At 67.6% G+C, this 18016-nt stretch carries 18 protein-coding genes and 1 tRNA gene; 15 read left to right on the top strand and 4 right to left on the bottom strand.

What is annotated here, in order from left to right; all coding sequences use genetic code 11:
- Window positions 1–27 precede the first annotated feature (27 nt).
- On the top strand, window positions 28–1359 hold the full coding sequence (locus RM531_RS11855) for a hypothetical protein (protein ID WP_311659518.1): 1332 nt from the start codon (window positions 28–30) through the stop codon (window positions 1357–1359).
- A 1-nt stretch (window position 1360) separates the two neighbouring features.
- Here the strand turns inward: RM531_RS11855 and RM531_RS11850 are convergent, their stop codons facing one another.
- Window positions 1361–1951, bottom strand: a complete 591-nt coding sequence (locus RM531_RS11850; RefSeq protein ID WP_311659517.1) for an NUDIX hydrolase — start codon at window positions 1949–1951, stop codon at window positions 1361–1363.
- A gap of 61 nt (window positions 1952–2012) precedes the next feature.
- On the opposite strand from RM531_RS11850, the gene ppc reads away from it, so the two are divergent.
- From ppc to RM531_RS11835, 3 genes are all read left to right on the top strand, one after another.
- Complete coding sequence (gene ppc, locus RM531_RS11845; protein WP_311659516.1) at window positions 2013–4781, top strand: phosphoenolpyruvate carboxylase; 2769 nt, start codon at window positions 2013–2015, stop codon at window positions 4779–4781.
- A 67-nt stretch (window positions 4782–4848) separates the two neighbouring features.
- Entirely contained in the window at window positions 4849–5340 is a 492-nt protein-coding gene (locus RM531_RS11840; RefSeq protein ID WP_311659515.1) for a hypothetical protein, read from the top strand.
- Between the two features lie 56 nt (window positions 5341–5396).
- Window positions 5397–5822 (top strand): hypothetical protein, encoded by a 426-nt coding sequence (locus RM531_RS11835; protein WP_311659514.1) that lies wholly within the window; start codon window positions 5397–5399, stop codon window positions 5820–5822.
- A gap of 360 nt (window positions 5823–6182) precedes the next feature.
- Here RM531_RS11835 and RM531_RS11830 read toward each other — a convergent pair.
- A tRNA-Leu gene (locus RM531_RS11830) sits at window positions 6183–6269 on the bottom strand.
- 39 nt (window positions 6270–6308) lie between these two features.
- Entirely contained in the window at window positions 6309–7796 is a 1488-nt protein-coding gene (gene dacB, locus RM531_RS11825) for a D-alanyl-D-alanine carboxypeptidase/D-alanyl-D-alanine endopeptidase (protein WP_311659513.1), read from the bottom strand.
- A gap of 102 nt (window positions 7797–7898) precedes the next feature.
- Between dacB and tgt the strand changes: the two genes are divergently transcribed.
- From tgt to secF, 4 genes are all read left to right on the top strand, one after another.
- Window positions 7899–8984: a tRNA guanosine(34) transglycosylase Tgt gene (tgt, locus tag RM531_RS11820; protein WP_311659580.1), complete on the top strand. Its 1086-nt coding sequence runs from the start codon at window positions 7899–7901 to the stop codon at window positions 8982–8984.
- 100 nt (window positions 8985–9084) lie between these two features.
- The gene (yajC, locus tag RM531_RS11815) at window positions 9085–9414 is read left to right on the top strand and encodes a preprotein translocase subunit YajC (protein WP_349255273.1); all 330 of its coding nucleotides are present in this window, start codon (window positions 9085–9087) and stop codon (window positions 9412–9414) included.
- An 87-nt stretch (window positions 9415–9501) separates the two neighbouring features.
- Complete coding sequence (secD, locus tag RM531_RS11810; RefSeq protein WP_311659511.1) at window positions 9502–11355, top strand: protein translocase subunit SecD; 1854 nt, start codon at window positions 9502–9504, stop codon at window positions 11353–11355.
- A 1-nt stretch (window position 11356) separates the two neighbouring features.
- Window positions 11357–12286, top strand: coding sequence for a protein translocase subunit SecF (gene secF / locus RM531_RS11805; RefSeq protein ID WP_311659510.1), 930 nt, complete (start codon window positions 11357–11359; stop codon window positions 12284–12286).
- Between the two features lie 27 nt (window positions 12287–12313).
- Here the strand turns inward: secF and RM531_RS11800 are convergent, their stop codons facing one another.
- Window positions 12314–13102, bottom strand: coding sequence for an inositol monophosphatase family protein (locus RM531_RS11800; RefSeq protein WP_311659508.1), 789 nt, complete (start codon window positions 13100–13102; stop codon window positions 12314–12316).
- An 89-nt stretch (window positions 13103–13191) separates the two neighbouring features.
- Here RM531_RS11800 and RM531_RS11795 point away from each other — a divergent pair, with 89 nt between their 5' ends.
- The 7 genes from RM531_RS11795 to ndk all read left to right on the top strand — a co-directional run bounded on the left by RM531_RS11795 (window position 13192) and on the right by ndk (window position 18012).
- Window positions 13192–13953 carry an RNA methyltransferase gene (locus RM531_RS11795; protein ID WP_311659507.1) on the top strand — a complete coding sequence of 254 codons (762 nt, stop codon included), beginning with the start codon at window positions 13192–13194 and terminating at the stop codon, window positions 13951–13953.
- Between the two features lie 42 nt (window positions 13954–13995).
- Entirely contained in the window at window positions 13996–14427 is a 432-nt protein-coding gene (locus RM531_RS11790; RefSeq protein WP_311659505.1) for an Rrf2 family transcriptional regulator, read from the top strand.
- The gene (locus RM531_RS11785; RefSeq protein ID WP_311659504.1) at window positions 14424–15575 is read left to right on the top strand and encodes a cysteine desulfurase family protein; all 1152 of its coding nucleotides are present in this window, start codon (window positions 14424–14426) and stop codon (window positions 15573–15575) included. The genes RM531_RS11790 and RM531_RS11785 overlap by 4 nt, the downstream gene beginning before the upstream one ends.
- Window positions 15572–16765, top strand: a complete 1194-nt coding sequence (locus RM531_RS11780; protein WP_311659501.1) for a cysteine desulfurase family protein — start codon at window positions 15572–15574, stop codon at window positions 16763–16765. The genes RM531_RS11785 and RM531_RS11780 overlap by 4 nt, the downstream gene beginning before the upstream one ends.
- The gene (locus RM531_RS11775) at window positions 16765–17127 is read left to right on the top strand and encodes an iron-sulfur cluster assembly scaffold protein (protein ID WP_311659499.1); all 363 of its coding nucleotides are present in this window, start codon (window positions 16765–16767) and stop codon (window positions 17125–17127) included. Before RM531_RS11780 ends, RM531_RS11775 begins: the two co-directional genes overlap by 1 nt.
- Window positions 17128–17143: 16 nt before the next feature.
- Window positions 17144–17473 (top strand): HesB/IscA family protein, encoded by a 330-nt coding sequence (locus tag RM531_RS11770; RefSeq protein ID WP_311659498.1) that lies wholly within the window; start codon window positions 17144–17146, stop codon window positions 17471–17473.
- Between the two features lie 110 nt (window positions 17474–17583).
- Window positions 17584–18012 (top strand): nucleoside-diphosphate kinase, encoded by a 429-nt coding sequence (gene ndk, locus RM531_RS11765; RefSeq protein WP_311659496.1) that lies wholly within the window; start codon window positions 17584–17586, stop codon window positions 18010–18012.
- Window positions 18013–18016 lie beyond the last annotated feature (4 nt).

Here is an 18016-nt window from a genome sequence, read left to right as displayed (position 1 = left end):
CCCTCTTTTCATTGGTACGGAATGTTTGTGACCGCGACGCCGAAACAACCGCCGGTCTCCGCCACCCATCCGGTTACCGGCCTGCTCGGTCTGGCCGGGCTGTTCACGGGGCTTGTGGTGCTTGCCCGGTACGATATCGGGCTCAACCAGGTGCAGCAGGCGCTGTTCGTATGTGTCGCCGCGGCGCTCCCGATGATGCTGGTGGAGACGCTCTGGTTCCGCCGGTATCGCCAGGGCGGTACGCGCAAGCCGGTCCGGCGTATCGATATCGCCCGGGTGGCCGCGAAGCTGCTGGGGCTGTACGCGGCCTTTACCCTGATTGCTATCGGGTACTGGCTGTTTCCCGAGTACGCGGACCGGTTCTACGGGCCGTTCTTCTACGTGCTGCGCGATGTGTGGCCCTGGCTGGCGGCACTGGCGGTGCCGTATTTCCTGTGGCTGGACGCCCGCCTGATCGAACCGCGAGACGGGGCCTGGCACGCCGGGATGGTTGTGCTCGGGCAGTGGCGGCGGGTAGACCACCTGATGCTCCGTCAGTTCGCGCTAGGCTGGCTGATCAAGGCCTTCTTCCTGCCGCTGATGTTTGCGCTGCTGGCCCGCTCGCTGGCCTATGTGCTTCAGGGCATTGAAACGGGTGCCCTCTGGCATTCGGCACAATGGTTCCGAGTGGCGCTGGAAATGACCTTTCTGGTGGACCTAGTATTCGGCGTGCCGGGCTACACGCTGGCCATGCGCTGGCTGGACAGCCAAATCCGCTCGGCCGAGCCGACAGTGCTCGGCTGGCTGTCCGCACTGGCCTGCTATCAGCCCCTTTGGGGCGTGATCGGCGCGACCTATCTCGCCTACGACCGCGACGGTTTCGGCTGGCAGAACTGGCTGGCCGGTTCGGATGCGCTGACGCTGGTCTGGTCCGTGCTCATCATCGGCCTTTCGGCGATCTACGCCTGGGCGACGGTGGCTTTCGGGCTGCGCTTTTCCAACCTCACCCACCGGGGCATCATCACCAGCGGGCCGTTCCGGGTGACCAAGCATCCGGCCTATATCGCCAAGAATCTCAGTTACTGGCTGATTGCCGTACCGTTCGTGGCCGCCGGCGGCTGGGACGACGCGCTGCGTAACTCGGTACTGCTGCTCCTGGTGAATGCCATTTATTACGTCCGCGCCCGCACGGAGGAGCGGCATCTGGCGCTGGACCCGGTGTACGTCGAATACGCGCTCTGGATCGAGCAGCACGGGTGGCTGCGCAAGGCCGGCGAGTGGTGTCCGGCCCTGTTCCGGTTTCGCTGGCGTTCGGCCGAGCAGGCGCGCGCGGCGCTGGGGCCCACGGGCGCGGTATTCGGTCCCGCTGGGAACGCTTGAGTCAGGCCGGCAGGGTAGGTGTCTCGCGCAGCCCCATGCGCCGCCACTCGTCCCGTGCCAGGTCCTCGTCATGCAGCGTGAACCGCCCGGCCCGCCGGTCGGCGAAGTAGCGTTCCAGCGTCAGGTAGACGGTGGGGAAAGCCAGTTCCGTCCAGGGAATGTCGCCTTCGTCCATCAGCACCGTCTCGGTACTTTCCGGTCCCGGTGCATGACGGCCGTTGCGCAAATCGGCGCGGTAGAACATGTGGATCTGGCCGATGTGGGTGACGTTGATCAGCGAAAACAGCGGGCCGATGTCGACTTCGGCGCGGGCTTCCTCGCGGGTTTCCCGGATGGCGCCGTCGGCGACGGTTTCGCCCAGTTCCAGGAAGCCGGCCGGCAGGGTCCAGAAGTGGCGGCGCGGTTCGATCGCCCGTCGGCACATCAGGATGCGGCCCTCCCATTCGGCCACGGTGCCCACGACCGACAGGGGGTTGTGGTAGAAAATCTTGCCGTCACGGCTGCAGACATCGCGGTTGCGGTCGTCGCCGGCGGGCGTTTCGTGCGTGATCGGGGCGCCGCAGTCGGGGCAGAACTTGAAGCCGGGTTTCATGGCGCCAAACCCTAGCATGGGCGGCCGTGTTCCGGCGCGCGTTGCTGCTATTCTTGGGCGCATGGCGAATGAAGATTTCGACGCGCCCGACGACAGCGATCTGCGGGCGCTGGTGCGCAGCTGCGGCGCACTGCTGGGCGACGTGCTGCGGGTCCATGCTTCGGCACAGGTATTCGATCACGTCGAGGAGTTCCGGCGCGGCTATATCGAGCTGCGGGATAACCGCGAGGAGGCCCTGGCCCGGCGCATGGAGGAACTGGCGACGGAACTCCCGCCCGCGGTGCTTACCGAGGTGGTCCGGGCCTTCGCCATCTACTTCAACCTGGCCAACCTGGCAGAGGAAATCCACGCCCACCGGGCCCGGCGGGCGCTGATGGAACGGGGCGGGGCCGAGTGGCGCGGCTCGTTCGAACGCAGCCTGCGCGAGATGCACGATGCCGGTGTCTCCGGCGAGCAGGTCCGCCGCCTGCTCGAGCGCCTGTCGTACACGCCGGTGTTCACCGCGCATCCCACCGAGGCCAAGCCGCGGGTGGTGCTGGAGGCGCTGCGGCGTATGTTCCAGCTGATGCATCGTCTCGCGGATGAGTCCGTGGGCGAGGTGGCGCGCCAGCGGCTGGAGGACGAACTGCGGCTCAACATCCAGGTGCTGTGGAAGACCGAGGAACTGCGCCGCGCCCGGCCCACGGTCGAAGATGAGATCCGTAACGGGCTCTACTATTTCCGCGAATCGCTGTTCGCCAGCGTGCCGCGTATCTACCGCAACCTGGAGCGAGCGCTGGAACTGGTTTACGGCGACGAGGCCCCGGCGCCGCCGATACTGTTCTTCGGCTCCTGGATCGGCGGCGATCGCGACGGCAACCCGTTCGTCACGGAAAACGAGACCCGGTACGCCCTGCGCATGGCCGCCCGCGAAGTGCTGGCCGAGTACCTGCGCCGGACCGAAAAGCTGATGCGCGAACTCAGTCATGCGCTGCGTTGGTGCGAGCCCAGTCCGGCGCTGCTGGAGAGTCTGGAAACCGACGAGCAGGAGCTGGCTGCCCATGCCGGCGAGCGTCCCGAACGGTTCGCCACCGAGCCCTACCGTCGCAAGCTGTTCTTCATGCGCGGCCGACTGCAGGCGATGCACGACCAGCTGCAGACGGAGCTGCGGCTGCGGGCCCAGCGCTCCGAACGGCCGGCGGTGGCCTACGAGGATGCCGAAGCCTTCATCGACGATATCGAACTGATCCGCGAATCCCTGATCGGCCACGGCGACGCGGCGGTGGCCGACGGCGGCATCAAGGATCTGCTGCGCCTGGCCCATACCTTCGGTTTCCACCTGGCACGGCTGGACCTGCGCGAGGAATCCAGCCGGCACGAAGCCTGTGTGGCCGAGATTCTGGGCGCGGTGGACGAGCCCGTCGACTACATCGAACTGGACGAGGCGGCGCGCGAACGCTGCCTGACCGAGCTGATCGCGCAGCCCCCGGCCTTCCAGGCCGAGAGAGCCCAGATCAGCGCCGAGACCCGTCACACCCTGGCCAGCATGAGCGCCATTGCCGACATGCGGACCAGCCTGGGCGACGGCGCGTTCGGCAGCTATGTCATCTCAATGACCCATGCCGTCAGCGACGTGCTGGAAGTGGTCTTCCTGCTGCGCCTGACCGGCGCCTACGACCCGACCCGTGCCGCCGTCTGCCCGGTGCGCGTGAGCCCGCTGTTCGAAACCGTGGAGGACCTGACCCACATCGAGCCGGTCCTGGAAGCGCTGCTGTCCAACCCGGCCTACCGGCGTTTCCTGGCGGCCGATCCCACCCAGGAGGTGATGCTCGGCTACTCCGATTCCTGCAAGGACGGCGGCATTCTGGCTTCGCGCTGGCAGCTCTACCGCGCCCAGCAGCGGGTGGTCGCCATCTGCGATGCGGCCGGGGTGGACTCGGTGCTGTTCCATGGCCGCGGCGGTACCGTCGGGCGCGGCGGCGGGCCCACCTATACCGCCATCCGCTCCCAGCCGCCGGATACGGTGCGGGGGCGCATCCGTTTCACCGAACAGGGCGAGATGATCTTCGCCAAGTACAGCAACCCGGAAACCGCGGTCAACGAGATCACGCTGGGCCTGACCGGCACCATGGCCGCCAGTCTGCCCGGCCGGGAGGACCCGCCCGGTTACGACGAGGTGATGGCGGATCTCGCCGAGACCGGGGAGGGCCACTACCGGGAACTCACCGAACACACGCCCGGCTTCTTCGACTTCTTCTACGATGCCACGCCGATCACCGAGATCGGCGCGCTCAACATCGGCTCACGCCCCGGTCACCGGCGCCCGGCCGAACGCAGCAAGTCTTCCATCCGCGCCATTCCCTGGGTGTTCGCCTGGGGGCAGTCCCGCCACACCCTGCCGGGCTGGTTCGGCGTGGGCACGGCGCTGGCGGCGTATCGTCGTCAGCATGGCGCCGCCCCGTTGCAGCGCATGCTGCAGGAATGGCCGTTCTTCGGCGCCTTCCTGGATGCGGTGCAGATGTCGCTGTGCAAGGCCGACATGGACATCGCCGCCGGCTACGCCGCCCTGTGCGAAAATCGGGAGATCGGGGCGCGGTTCGAGCAGACCATCCGGACCGAATACGACCGCACCCGGGACGAGATTCTGGCCCTGACCGAAGGCCATCGGCTGCTGGACGACAACCCCGTGCTGCAGCGTTCGCTGGCGCGGCGCCGGCCCTATCTCGATCCGCTGAACCAGATCCAGCGGGTGGCCATCGGCCATTACCGCGGCGGGGGCGGGGACGAGTGGCTGGACCCGGTCCTGCGCAGCATCAACGCCCTGGCGGCGGGGATGCGCAACACCGGCTGAGCGGCAGCCCCGGCGGCCGGGCCTGTGGCATATTGAACCGGCCATTCATCCGGTCGGGAGACCCGCCATGTTGATCCGCTGGTTGGCCCTGGTGGCCATCGTCCTGCCCCTGGGCGCTTTCGCGCAGTCCGCTGCGCCCATCATCCAGCCCGAGGTGCGGGCGATCGGCGCCGTGCCGGGTTCCATGCAGCAAGTATTCGGCACCGAGGCCGTACGCGCCGCGGTGAACCAGGCTATCGAGGCGAACGGCTATCGCGCCGGGGCCGGGGTCGAGGGCGTGCCCGTCGCCACCTATGTCCTGCGCGTGCAGTACATCGTTCATGCCCAGCCCGGGGCCGACACCCCGCTGGTGGCTGCCTCCGCGTCCACGCAACTGCTCGAGGGCTCGGATATCGGCGGCGGCAAGCTCACGCTCGCCCTCTACGACGGTATTCAGCAGAGCGTGCGGCAGGCGCCGGAACTGGCCGAGGCCGGTATCGCGGTGCGGGAGGCCTTCGACGCGGAACTCGCGGACCGCATCGGCAAGGCTCTGGCGCATCTCGACCGCCTGCGTCGCTGATCCGTTGCGGCGCGGTGTTATCCTTCCCGCCATTGATTCAAACGCAGTAACCGATCATGGCCGCTGAACAGGAACTCCCGGAAATCAAGCTCGATGCGGACAACCTCTATCGCGAGGAAACCGTTACCGACGGCCGCAGTGGCTCCATCCGCATGATGATTCCCGTGACCGACTCGGGCGAACGCGACGAGCAGCGATCCGTGCGTTACGAGGGCTACACCAACCTAATGACGCCGGCTGGCAGCCTGCCGATCCACTTCGAGCTCGACGCCGAGGATCTGGCTCAGGCGCTGGCACAGTTCCCGGATGCCGCAAAGGCATCGATTGAACAGACCATGCAGGAACTTCAGGAAATGCGCCGTCAGCAGTCCGGCTCCGGCCTCTACGTGCCCGGCCAGGACTCGCCCGGCATGGGCGGCGGTGGCGGCATGGGTGGCCCCGGCGGCATGCCCGGTGGCGGCGGGAGCGGCATCCAGTTCTAGCTGGGCTTGCCTTTGATCCGTCGCCTGGCCGAAGGATTCGGCCCACGGATGGGCCGAACAACTCGCATGTAGCCTGGTGCCCGGGGCGAGACTCGACCGATTTGTCAGGATCGCGAGGCAGGATGCCGGAGCGACGCGAGCGTTAGCGAGCCCGGATGGCCGATGATAGGAAATCATCGGCAACAAATCGGCGCGACCGCAGGGAGCCCGAAGGGTGAAGCGCATGGATGCGCTGAGCAACTCGCGCCCAACCTGGTGCCCGGGGTGGGACTCGATCGATTTATCGGGAATAAATCGACGCGAGCGAAACGAGTCCGAAGGATTCGGCCCACGGATGGGCCGAACAACTCGCAACCAACCTGGTGCCCGGGGCGAGACTCGAACTCGCACTCCCTCGCGGGAATCGGATTTTGAGTCCGACGCGTCTACCAGTTCCGCCACCCGGGCTCGGCGCGGCATTATAACGGCCGCGCTCCCGGCTGCCCATCAGTACTCGGACAGAATCCGCTCGAGGTCGGTGCGGATCGCGCCCATGCTGTCCTCGAACCGGATTTCCGGACTGGCCTCGGTGCCGTTGATGATGACGGCAAACGCGCCCCAGCCGCCATCTTCCAGGCGCAGATAGCCGGCGTACGCCCGCACGCTGACCGGTTCCGTCAGGGAGCCGGTCTTGGCCGCCACCCGCATGGCGAAGTCGTTGTTGCCGTTCTTCACCGACCGGGACGGCGTGTACTGGGGTACCGGCAGACTGCCGATCAGCGCCGGGAACAGTGCCGGCTGCCGGTACATGTAGGCGAGCAGGGACACCACGTCCGCTGCCGACAGCCGGTTGTCCACGGACAGGCCGCTGCCGGTGGTCAGCGTCAGCGGCGGGTCGTCGGGGAATGCGCCCAGCCACGGTTGGGCCTCGGCATTCGCGCGCCGGCCGAGCTCTGCCAGCATGGTGGATGCGGCCGCCAGTCCGGATTGCGCCGGGCCCGGGCTGTCCGCTTCCGCCGCCAGTCCCAGCGTGAGTACGTCGGCCATGTAGTTGTTGCTGTAGGCCATCATGTCGCGAAGCTGATTGGCCAGGGTGGGGCTGGTTTCCTCGGCAAGCGTGACCATATCCGGGTCCGGCGGCGCGTGATCGACGCGTACCGTGCCCGCCACGTCGATGCCCTGACCGGCCAGCACGGCCTTGAGCACCTGACCGGCGTAACGGCTGGGCTCCGACACCGACCGCAGCAGCGAGAAGTGGCCGCCGCCGGCCGGCACCACGCCGGCCAGATGCAGGGTCTGGAGGTCGCCGTCGGTGGCCCGCCAGGCCCAGTAGGCGGCCCGGGTATCCGGCTCGCCGGTGGCGATGTCACCGCGCAGGGCGAAGCCTTCCAGTCCCGGTGGCATCAGGGTCAGCCGGGCCGGTTGATCGGGTTCGCGACCGGGAATGATGGTGACTTCGACGTTGCTGAAATTCACGCCGGCGGCGGACAGCGGGGCGTCGTAACTGTTCTCGCTGACCTGCCTGGCGGCGCAGCGGTCTTCGGTCAGACAGGGAACCGGGCCGAACAGGCTGTCGTTGATCACCAGGTCGCCGCTTACACGTTCGATGCCGCGTTGGCGCAGTCGGCTGGCCAGCAGCGACAGCCGGCTATGATCCAGGCCCGGATCGCCGGCGCCGATCAGCATCAGGTCGCCGGCCAGCTTGCCGTCGCGTACCTTGCCGCCGGAGACCACGCGGTTGACGAAGCGGTGATCCGGCCCCCAGCGCGCCAGCGCACCGGCGGCGGCATAGAGCTTGCTCACCGAGGCGGGTGTCAGCCGGGTCTTGGGTTCCAGTGCCGCCAGTGTCCGTTCGCTGCCCAGGTCGACTACCAATGCGCTGACGCGGGCCTGATCGCCGGCCAGCGCCTGCAAGGCCGGCAACGTCGCTTCATCGGCGGCATGGGCGGCGAGGCTGGTCGCCAGCAGGACGGGGAGTAGGCAGCGCGCCTGCATGTCAGGAGCCCTCGGAGTATGTCGGAATCGGCCTCGATAGTACCCATGCCGGCCGGGGTCTGCATTCGGCTCGACGACGATTGCCGCTACACTTCGCCCGCGATGAAATTCGAGCTGATCAAACGCGATGGTCAGGCGCGCCGCGGCCGCCTGACCCTGAGCCACGGGGTGGTGGAAACGCCGGTATTCATGCCGGTGGGTACCTACGGGACGGTCAAGGGCATGCTGCCGGAGGAACTGCAGACGCTGGGTGCGGACATCATTCTCGGCAATACCTTTCATCTGATGCTGCGACCGGGCACCGAAGTGATCGGCGCGCACGGCGGTTTGCATGGCTTCATGGGCTGGGATCGCCCGATCCTGACCGACAGCGGCGGCTTCCAGGTCTGGAGCCTGGCCGATATCCGGCAGATGGACGAGGACGGCGTAACCTTCCGCTCGCCGCTGGACGGCTCGAAGCGACGGCTCACCCCGGAGGATGCGATAGCCGTTCAGCACGCGCTGAACTCGGACATCGTGATGGTGCTGGACGAATGCACCGACTACCCGGTTGCCGAGGACGCGGCGCGGCGCTCGATGGCGCTGTCCATGCGCTGGGCGGCGCGCTGCAAGGCGGCACATGGTGACAATGCCAACGCCCTGTTCGGCATCAACCAGGGCAGCGTGTATCCGGCGCTCAGGCGGGAATCCATGCGCCAGCTGGTGGATATCGGCTTTGATGGCTATGCCATCGGCGGCGTGTCGGTGGGCGAAACCGACGAGGAACGCGCCGAGGTGCTGGCCGCCACATTGCCCGAGGCGCCGGCCGAGGCGCCGCGCTATCTCATGGGCGTGGGCACGCCGGCCAATCTGATCGAAGGGGTGGCCGCCGGGGTGGACATGTTCGATTGCGTGATGCCTACCCGCCACGCCCGCAACGGCTATCTGTTCACCTCCGTGGGCACGGTCAAGATCAAGAATGCCGCCTACCGCCACGACACCGATCCGCTCGATCCCAACTGTGACTGCTACGTGTGCCGCCGCTACAGCCGGGCCTATCTGCACCACCTCTACCGTTGCGGGGAGATTCTCGCCGCGCGGCTTAACACCTGGCACAACCTGGCCTACTACCTGGGGCTGATGCGCCGCATCCGCGAGGCCATCGCCGAGGACCGGTTCGCCGCGCTGGCGCGCGAGTTTCTGCCGTGATGATGAAACCATCGGTGGTTGCCGGCGTCTGACCGGACGGCTGTGGCATAATGCCGCGCTTTCGACGCCGACCCGACTCCATCACCGGACCAGAAACATGTTGGATTTTCTGATTTCGCCTGCCTATGCGCAGGGTGCGCAGGCCGCCGGTCCCAGCATCATGCCCACGCTGATCATGGTGGGCCTGTTCTTCGTGTTCATGTACTTCATGATCATTCGGCCGCAGATGAAACGCCAGAAGGAGCACCGCCAGTTGCTGGAAAGCCTGGAGAAGGGCAACGAGGTGGTCACGCAGGGCGGCATCGCCGGCAAGGTGCGGGATCTGGGCGAGAATTTCATCGCCATCGAAGTGGCTGACGGCGTCCTGATCAAGGTCCAGAAGCAGTCCGTTTCCAGCGTAGTGCCGAAGGGTACGCTGGAGACGCTCTGACGTGGCCGACGAGTACGCGACGTCTGACCCCGCCTTTTCGTTTTCCGCGGTGACGGTGCCAGCCGCCGCTGCCGACCCGCGTCTGCTATGAACCGTTACCCGCTCTGGAAGTATCTGCTGCTGCTGGTCGTGCTCGGGCTCGGCGCCCTGTACGCGCTACCCAACATCTTCCCCGAACAGCCGGCGATACAGGTGTCGCGCGATGATGGCAGCAGCGTGGCGTCCGGTCTCACCGAGCGGGTGCGCAGTGAACTGAGCGCGGCTGGCATCGAAAGCGGGGACGCCAGCATCAATGAGGGCAAGCTGCTGATCCGGGTGGGCAGCAGCGAAGCCCAACTGCGTGCGGCGGACGCGCTCAAGCAGGCGCTGGGCAACGACTACATCGTGGCTCTCAACCTTGCGCCCACGACGCCTGACTGGCTGCGTTCGCTGGGCGCCAAACCCATGAATCTCGGTCTGGACTTGCGTGGCGGCGTGCATTTCCTGCTGGAAGTGGACATGGCAACGGTGATCGAGGAAACCTACGATCGTTATGCCCGCGATCTGCCACGTTATCTGCGCGACAACGACATTCGCTATTCGCGCGCCTTCCGTGATGACCAGCAGGTCAAGATTCGCTTCCCTACTCAGTCCGCGTTCGACGCCGGTCAGGATGCACTGAACAGCGAGTTCTCCGAGCTGGATGTCCGGGTGTCGGAGGACGAGTCCACCACGCTCGTGGTGACGTTGTCGGAAGAGGAATCCGAGCGCATCCGCGACTTCGCGCTCGAGCAGAACCTGACCACCCTGCGCAACCGGGTCAACGAGATCGGCGTGGCCGAGCCGCTGGTTCAGCGCCAGGGGCAGGATCGCATCGTGGTGGAACTACCGGGCGTGCAGGACACCGCCCAGGCCAAGCGGCTGCTGGGCAAGACCGCCACGCTGGAGTACCGGCTGGTGGCGCGGGGCGAAGACCCGCGCGCCGCCGAACAATCCGGCGTTGCACCGCCGGGAACCGAGCTTCATCAGCGCCGCAGCGGCGAGCCGATCCTGCTGGACGAGGACGTGATTGCCTCGGGCGATCAGCTGGTCGACGCGTCCTCCGGTTTCGATCAGCAGAGCAATCAGCCGGCGGTGTTCGTCACCCTGAACGGGGCCGCGGCCGAGCGGATGTTCAACACCACCCAGGAGCACGTCGGTGATCCCATGGCGGTGCTGTTCATCGAGAACAAGATCGAAACTCGCTATGTCGATGGCGAACCGGTCTACGAACGCAAGAAGATCGAGGAAGTCATCAGCGTTGCCACCATCCGCGGCGTGTTCGGCAAGCGCTTCCAGACCACCGGCCTGAGCAGCAACGAGGCCCATGATCTGGCGCTGCTGCTACGCGCCGGCGCCCTGGCCGCACCGGTGCAGATTGTCGAGGAGCGCACGGTCGGGCCGAGTCTGGGTAAGGACAATATCGCCCAGGGCCGCAATGCGGTGATCATCGGCTTCCTGCTGGTGGTGGTGTTCATGCTGGTCTACTACCGGGCTTTCGGCGTGTTTGCCAACGCGGCGCTGTTTACCAACGTACTGCTGATCGTGGCGCTGCTGTCGCTGCTGCAGGCCACGCTCACCCTGCCGGGCATCGCCGGGATCGTGCTCACCGTGGGTATGGCGGTTGATGCCAACGTGCTCATCTTCGAGCGCATCCGCGAGGAGCTGGATAGCGGCAGCGCGCCGCAATCGGCGATCGCCAGCGGCTACGACAAGGCCCTTTCGTCGATTGCCGATGCCAATGTCACCACCCTGATCGCGGCAGTGGTGCTGTTCGGCTTCGGTACCGGCCCAATCAAGGGCTTCGCGGTCACCCTGTCGCTGGGCATTCTCACGTCCATGTTCACGGCCATCATCGGTACCCGTGCCCTGGCCAATCTCGTCTACGGCCGCCGGCAGCGGCTGCAATCGGTATCCGTCTGACATGCGCCTGATTCGTCCCGATACCCGCATCGACTTCGTCGGCCTGCGCAAGGTCGCGGTGATTTTCTCGCTGGTAGTGATGGCGGTTGCGGTCGGCTCGCTGGCCACGAAGCAGCTGGCGTTCGGCGTGGACTTCACCGGCGGTGTGGTGATCGAGGTGGGCTACCCGGAAGCGGTCGAGCTCGACGATGTGCGTACCGCGCTGGCCGAAGGCGGTTATACCGACGCCGTGGTGCAGTTCTTCGGCGGCTCGCGCGACGTGCTGATCCGCCTGGCCCCGCAGGAGGGGACGGAATCCGCCCAGGTCAGCAGCAACGTGCTGCGAGTGCTGGAGGACGCCAAGCCCGGCGTCGAGATGCGGCGCGTCGAATTCGTCGGTCCCCAGGTGGGCGAGGAACTCACCAACAAGGGCGGGCTGGCGCTGCTCTACGCGCTGATCGGTATCCTCATTTATGTAATCTTCCGGTTCCACTGGAAGCTGGCGGTGGGCGCGGTTGCCGCGCTGGCCCATGACGTGGTGATCACGCTCGGGCTGTTCTCCCTGCTGCAGATCGAGTTCGATCTCACCGTGATCGCGGCGCTGCTGGCGGTGATCGGCTACTCGCTCAACGACACCATCGTGATCTTCGACCGCATCCGCGAGAATTTCCGGCGCATGCGCAAGGCTACGCCGCAGGAAGTAGTCAACGGCTCCATCAACCAGACCCTGGCCCGCACCCTGATGACGGGCCTGACCACGCTGCTGGTGCTGCTGGCGCTGCTGTTCATCGGCGGTGAAGCGCTCGAGGGATTCTCCATCGCGCTGATTGCCGGCGTGGTGGTGGGGACCTATTCCTCGATCTATGTGGCCAGTTCCCTGGCGCTTTGGCTGGCGCTGGACAAGGAAGACCTGTTCCCGCCCAAGGAAGAGACCGCCGAAGAGCATATGTAGCTGCCGGCGGGCCGGGTCGGATGGTGGTTACTTGAGCGCGTGCTCGATGGTGGCGCGTAGCATCGGCTGCAGCTTGGGAGCCCCGCTGACGACCTCCCCGGTTTCCAGCGGATCGCCGTCGCCCAGGCTGGTGGCCATGCCGCCGGCCTCGATCACCAGAATCACGCCCGCCGCCATGTCCCAGGGCTGGAGGCCGAACTCCCAGAAACCGTCGAGACGGCCGGCCGCCACCCAGGCCAGGTCCAGCGCCGCCGAGCCGCCTCGCCGGATGTCGCCGCACTTGTTCAGCAGCGACTCGAAGGCCGGGAAGTACTTCGCCATGCCCGCCTCGCGGTGGTAGGCAAACCCGGTGGCCAGCAGCGCCGGCCCCAGCTGATGACACTGGCTGACGCGGATGCGCCGGCCGTCGAGCATGGCGCCACGGCCGCGGCTGGCCACGAACAGTTCGTCCTTGTACGGATCGAAGATCACCCCGTGGGCCAGCTGCCCGCCCACCCGGCAGGCGATGGACACGGCGAAATGGGGAATGCCGTGGATGAAGTTCGTCGTGCCGTCGATCGGGTCGATGATCCATTCCACATCCGCCTGCCGGCGCGCCGGGCTGTGGCCGGATTCCTCGGCCAGGATGGCGTGGTCGGGATAGGCCCGGCGGATGGTGTCGATGATCGCCACCTCCGCCTGGTGATCGACCTCGGTCACGAAGTCGTTGCGGCCCTTTTCGCGCACGTCGAAGCCGCGCCCCTGGCGCAGATGGCGCATGCAGATGTTGCCGGCGGCACGCGCCGCCGACACGGCGATATTCGCCAGTGGGTCCATAGGGTCGCAAGCAAGGGTGGAAGGCCCGCTAGAATAGCAAATCCGGCAGCTGCGACGCCGCGAATCGGCTGCCGTCCAGGGGACTGATGATGAGCGACAACAATCCGCACACGGGCGACACGCCGGCGGTGCGCATCGTGCTGGTGGCGCCCCAGCATCCGGGCAATATCGGCGCCGCCGCGCGGGCGATGAAGGCGATGGGCCTGGCAGACATGGCGCTGGTGACCCCCGACCGCTTTCCCCATGCCGATGCCACTGCCCGCGCTGCCGGGGCGGATGACGTGCTGGCGGCGGCCCGGGTGGTGGACGATCTCGATGCCGCGCTGACTGACTGCACGCTGGTCATCGGTACCAGCGCCCGCTCGCGGCGGCTGCCCTGGCCGGTGGTGGATGCCCGCGAAGCGGCGCGCCGGACCATCGGCAATGCCGGGCCCGCCGCCATCGTGTTCGGCCGTGAGCGCAGCGGCCTGACCAACGAGGAACTCGATCGATGCCATGTTCATCTGCAGATTCCCTGTAATCCGGACTTCGCCTCGCTGAATCTGGCGGCGGCGGTGCAACTGGTCTGTTACGAGCTGCGAATGGCCGCGGCGCACGAACCGGAGCCGGCGCCCGAGGCGCTCCCGCTGGCCACCGCGGGAGAACTGGAAGGGCTGTACGACCATCTGGAAGCGGTGGCACGGGCCGGTGACTTTCTCGATCCGGACGAGCCCCGGCATATGATGCGCCGCTTCCGGCGGTTGCTCGGACGGCGTCAGCTCGAGGCCGCGGAACTGCGGCTGCTGCGCGGACTGTTGCGGGCGCTGGACCCGCGCCGCCGCGCTGCGGATACGGGGTCGTCTGACGTATAATCCCGACCCGGAAAGTCGGGAATAAGCGGGAATTCGTCGGACATGCGACTGACATCGCGAGGACGCTACGCCGTCAGCGCCATGGTGGATCTGGCCCGCCACGGCGCCGGCGAGCCCGTGTGCGTGGCGGTCGTGGCACGCCGGCAGGGCATTTCCCCGGCCTATCTCGAGCGGCTGTTCCGTCAGCTGCGCCAGCAGGGACTGCTGCGCAGCACCCGTGGCGCCCGCGGCGGTTATCGGCTGGGGCGTGGCGTGGCCGGCATCACCGTATCGGATGTGCTGAACGCGGTGGGCGAGTCGCTGGATGCCACCGCCTGCGGCAGCCTCGATGCCTGCGGTGACGACGAACGTTGCGGCACCCACGGCCTCTGGGCCGGCCTGACCCGGCACGTGGAAGATTATCTCGGGGCGATCACCCTGGCGGAACTCGATGCGCGGTCCGCGGCCGCGCCGACCACCCTGGAATCGGCATGAACGTCTATTTCGACCACAACGCCACCACGCCGCTCGACGAGCGGGTGCTCGAAGCGATGCTGCCGCATCTGCGCGGCCAGTTCGGCAATGCCGCCAGCCGGCATGCCTCCGGCCGTACGGCGCGGGCGGCCATCGACGCTGCCCGTGAACAGGTGGCGGCGCTGGTCGGTGCCCATCCCGGACAGGTGGTGTTCACCGCCGGGGGCACGGAAGCCGACAACATGGCGCTGAAGGGATTGAGCGCCTGCCGCCCTGGCCGTCTGCTCTACAGCGCGATCGAACATCCCGCCGTGCTGGAAACCGCCGAGGCGATGAGCGTATCCAGCGCAACCATCGCGGTGGACGGGCAGGGCCGCGTGGATCTGGCCGACCTCGACCGGCAGCTGGCAGCCGGCGACGTCGCGGTGGTGGCGGTGATGGCCGCCAACAATGAAACCGGGGCGATCCAGCCCGTCGCCGAGGTGGCGGACCGGGTACGGGCGGCGGGCGCGCTGCTGCATGTGGACGGCGTCCAGGGGGCGGGCAAGCTGGCCATGCGCTATCCGGACACCGGCGCGCATACGCTGGCGGTGTCCAGCCACAAGATCTACGGCCCCAAGGGCGTGGGGGCGCTGGTGCTGGACAAGCGCGTAGACATCCGGCCGCTGCTGCACGGCGGCGGTCAGGAAGGCGGTCTGCGGGGCGGCACTCAGAACACTGCCGCGATCGTGGGCTTCGGCGCGGCCGCCGAACTGGCCGAGGCCGAGCGTGCCGCGCGCGCCGACCACACGGCCCGTCTGCGCGACCGGCTGCAGGCCGGCCTGGCGGCGGCCCTGCCGGACGCGGTGATATTCGCCGGTGATGTCGAGCGGTTGCCCAACACGCTGCAGTTCGCCGTGCCCGGGTTCGACGGCGAGAGCCTGCTGATGGCGCTGGACCAGTTCGGTTTCGCGGTGTCGTCCGGCTCGGCCTGCGCATCCGGGTCCGGCGAACCCAGCCACGTGCTGCTGGCCATGGGCGTTGACCCGGTGGTCGCGCGCGGCGCGATCCGCGTCAGCCTCGGCAAGGACAATACCGAGGACGAGATCGACCGATTCCTGTCGGTGCTGCCGAGCGTGGCCCGCAGTCAGTCCATGCCCGGCCTCAATCCTGCGGTGATGGGCGGATGAGCCGGGCCGGCATCTATCTGGACAATGCCGCCAGCACCCCGGTGGACCCGCGCGTCATCGAGGTGATGGCCGACGCGCTGGCACGGCACGGCGCCAACCCCACCGCCGCGCACGACCCGGGCGAGCGGGCGGCCGACGCCGTGGCGCGGGCGCGTGAGCCGGTGGCGGCCGCGATCGGTGCGGCGCCGGACGACCTGATCTGGACCAGCGGCGCCAGCGAGGCCAACAATCTGGCCATCCAGGGAGTGGCGGCGGCATTCGGTCGCCAGCCTGGCCACATGATCACCCTGTGCACCGAACACCCGGCCGTGCTGGGGCCGATGGCGGCGCTGGAAGCGCAGGGCTGGAGCATCACCCGCCTGCCGGTGGACGCCAACGGCCGGTGCGAGCCGGAAACGCTGGCCGCCGCGCTGCGGCCGGATACGCGGCTGGTGTCGGTGATGCAGGTCAACAATGAAACCGGCGTCTGCCAGGACCTCGCCGCCATCGGCGAGGCGTTGCGGGCGCATCCCGCGGCGTTTCATGTCGACGCCGCCCAGGGCGCCGGCAAGCTGCCGCTGGACGTCGAGGCCATCGGCGCGGACCTGGTGTCGTTGTCCTCCCACAAGCTGCACGGTCCCAAGGGCATCGGCGCGCTGTACGTGCGGCGTCGACCGGCGCCGCATCTGGCGGCCGTCTGGCACGGGGGCGGGCAGGAACGCGGGCTGCGGCCGGGCACCCCGGCCACGCACCAGATCCTGGGGATGGGCAAGGCCTATGCGCTGGCCGCCGAGCACGCGCCGGCGGAAAACCGCCGCATCGCCGCCCTGCGTGACCGGCTGTGGCAGCGCCTGGCGGCGGTGGGGAACCTGGTCCGCAACGGCGGGCCGGAGCATGTGGCACCGGGGCTGCTCAACGTGAGTGTCGGCGGGGTGCATGCGGATGCGCTGCACTATGCCTGCGCCGCCGGCGAACCGGCGCTGGCGGTATCGCGGGGCTCCGCCTGCGCGGCGGGCAGTGCCGCGTCATCCTATGTGTTGCGCGCGATGGGCCGCGAACCGGCGCTGGCGGCGGCCAGCCTGCGGCTGTCGCTGGGCCGTTTCACCAGCGCGGCGGATGTGGATACCGCCGGGCGCGTGATCGCGGCGCATATCGAGCGCTTGCGGGCGATGGCGCCGATGGACGCCCCGGCGGACGCGGTGGTGGCCTGATGCGGTTTTCCGAGGCGGTCCACCGGCGTTTTTTCGCTCCCGAACATCGGCTGGATGCGCTGCGGCCGGAGGCCATCCCGGGGCGCGCCGAGACCCCCGACGCTTGCGTGGCGTTGTGGCTGTGGTTCGAGCGCGACCGCGTGCGCGAGGCGGCTTTCCGGGTGCGGGGCTGCCCGGTCACGGTGGCCGCGGCGGATTACGTGTGCGAGCGTGTGCGGGATCGAACGCAGGCGGCGGCGCGTGGTCTGACGATTGCGGAGATGGAGCAGGCGCTGTCGTCCCCGCCGGCGCATCGCAGCGCGCTGCTGGTGGTCAACGATGCGTTGATGGTGGCACTCGATTTTCAAACGGTAGAGGCTTGAACGGCAGGTACCGATCATGAGCATTGAACTCACGCAGAAAGCCGCGGAGCGAGTCCGGGAGCAGTTGTCCCAGCGCGGGGCCGGCATCGGCCTGCGGGTGGGAGTGCGCAAGTCCGGCTGCAGCGGTTACATGTACACGATGGACTATGCCGACGAACTGGGCCCGGATGACGAGGTCTACGAGCAGCACGGCGCTCGCCTGGTGATCAATCGCAAGCACCTGCCGATGCTCGACGGCAGCACGCTCGACTTCAAGCAGGAGGGGCTCAACCGCATGTTCCGCTTCGACAACCCACGTGCCCAGAACAGCTGCGGCTGCGGTGAATCTTTCAATCTGGTGTCCTGAACCGGCGAATTCGTTGCCGCACTGCGGCATTGCGGGCTAAACTGCCCGGCTGAGCGGCCCGCAAGCGATGCGGGCCGTCGTGTTATCAACGACAACAAGCGGGAGCCCCCATGGCCGTCGAGAGGACCCTTTCCATCATCAAGCCCGATGCCGTCGCCAAGAACGTGATTGGTGACATCATCAGCCGCTTCGAAAAGGCCGGCCTGCGCGTGATCGCGGCCCGCATGGCCCATCTCAGCCAGAGCGAGGCCGAGCAGTTCTACGCGGTGCATCGCGAGCGCCCCTTCTTCGGCGAACTGGTGGGCTTCATGACCTCCGGCCCGGTGCTGGTGCAGGTGCTCGAGGGCGACGACGCCATCGCCCGCAACCGCGACATCATGGGCGCGACCAACCCCAAGGAAGCCGCCCCCGGTACCATCCGGGCGGATTTCGCCGAGACCATCGATGCCAATGCGGTGCACGGCTCGGATGCGCCGGAAACCGCGGCCCAGGAAATCGGCTTCTTCTTCTCCGACGAGCAGATCTGTCCGCGCGGCTGAAAGC

The organism is Spectribacter acetivorans, assembly GCF_031846305.1.
GTDB classification, from domain to species: Bacteria; Pseudomonadota; Gammaproteobacteria; order Nevskiales; family Salinisphaeraceae; genus Spectribacter; species Spectribacter acetivorans.
The sequence above is the reverse complement of the archived record's forward strand: the minus strand, read 5'-3'. Positions and strand labels throughout refer to the sequence as shown.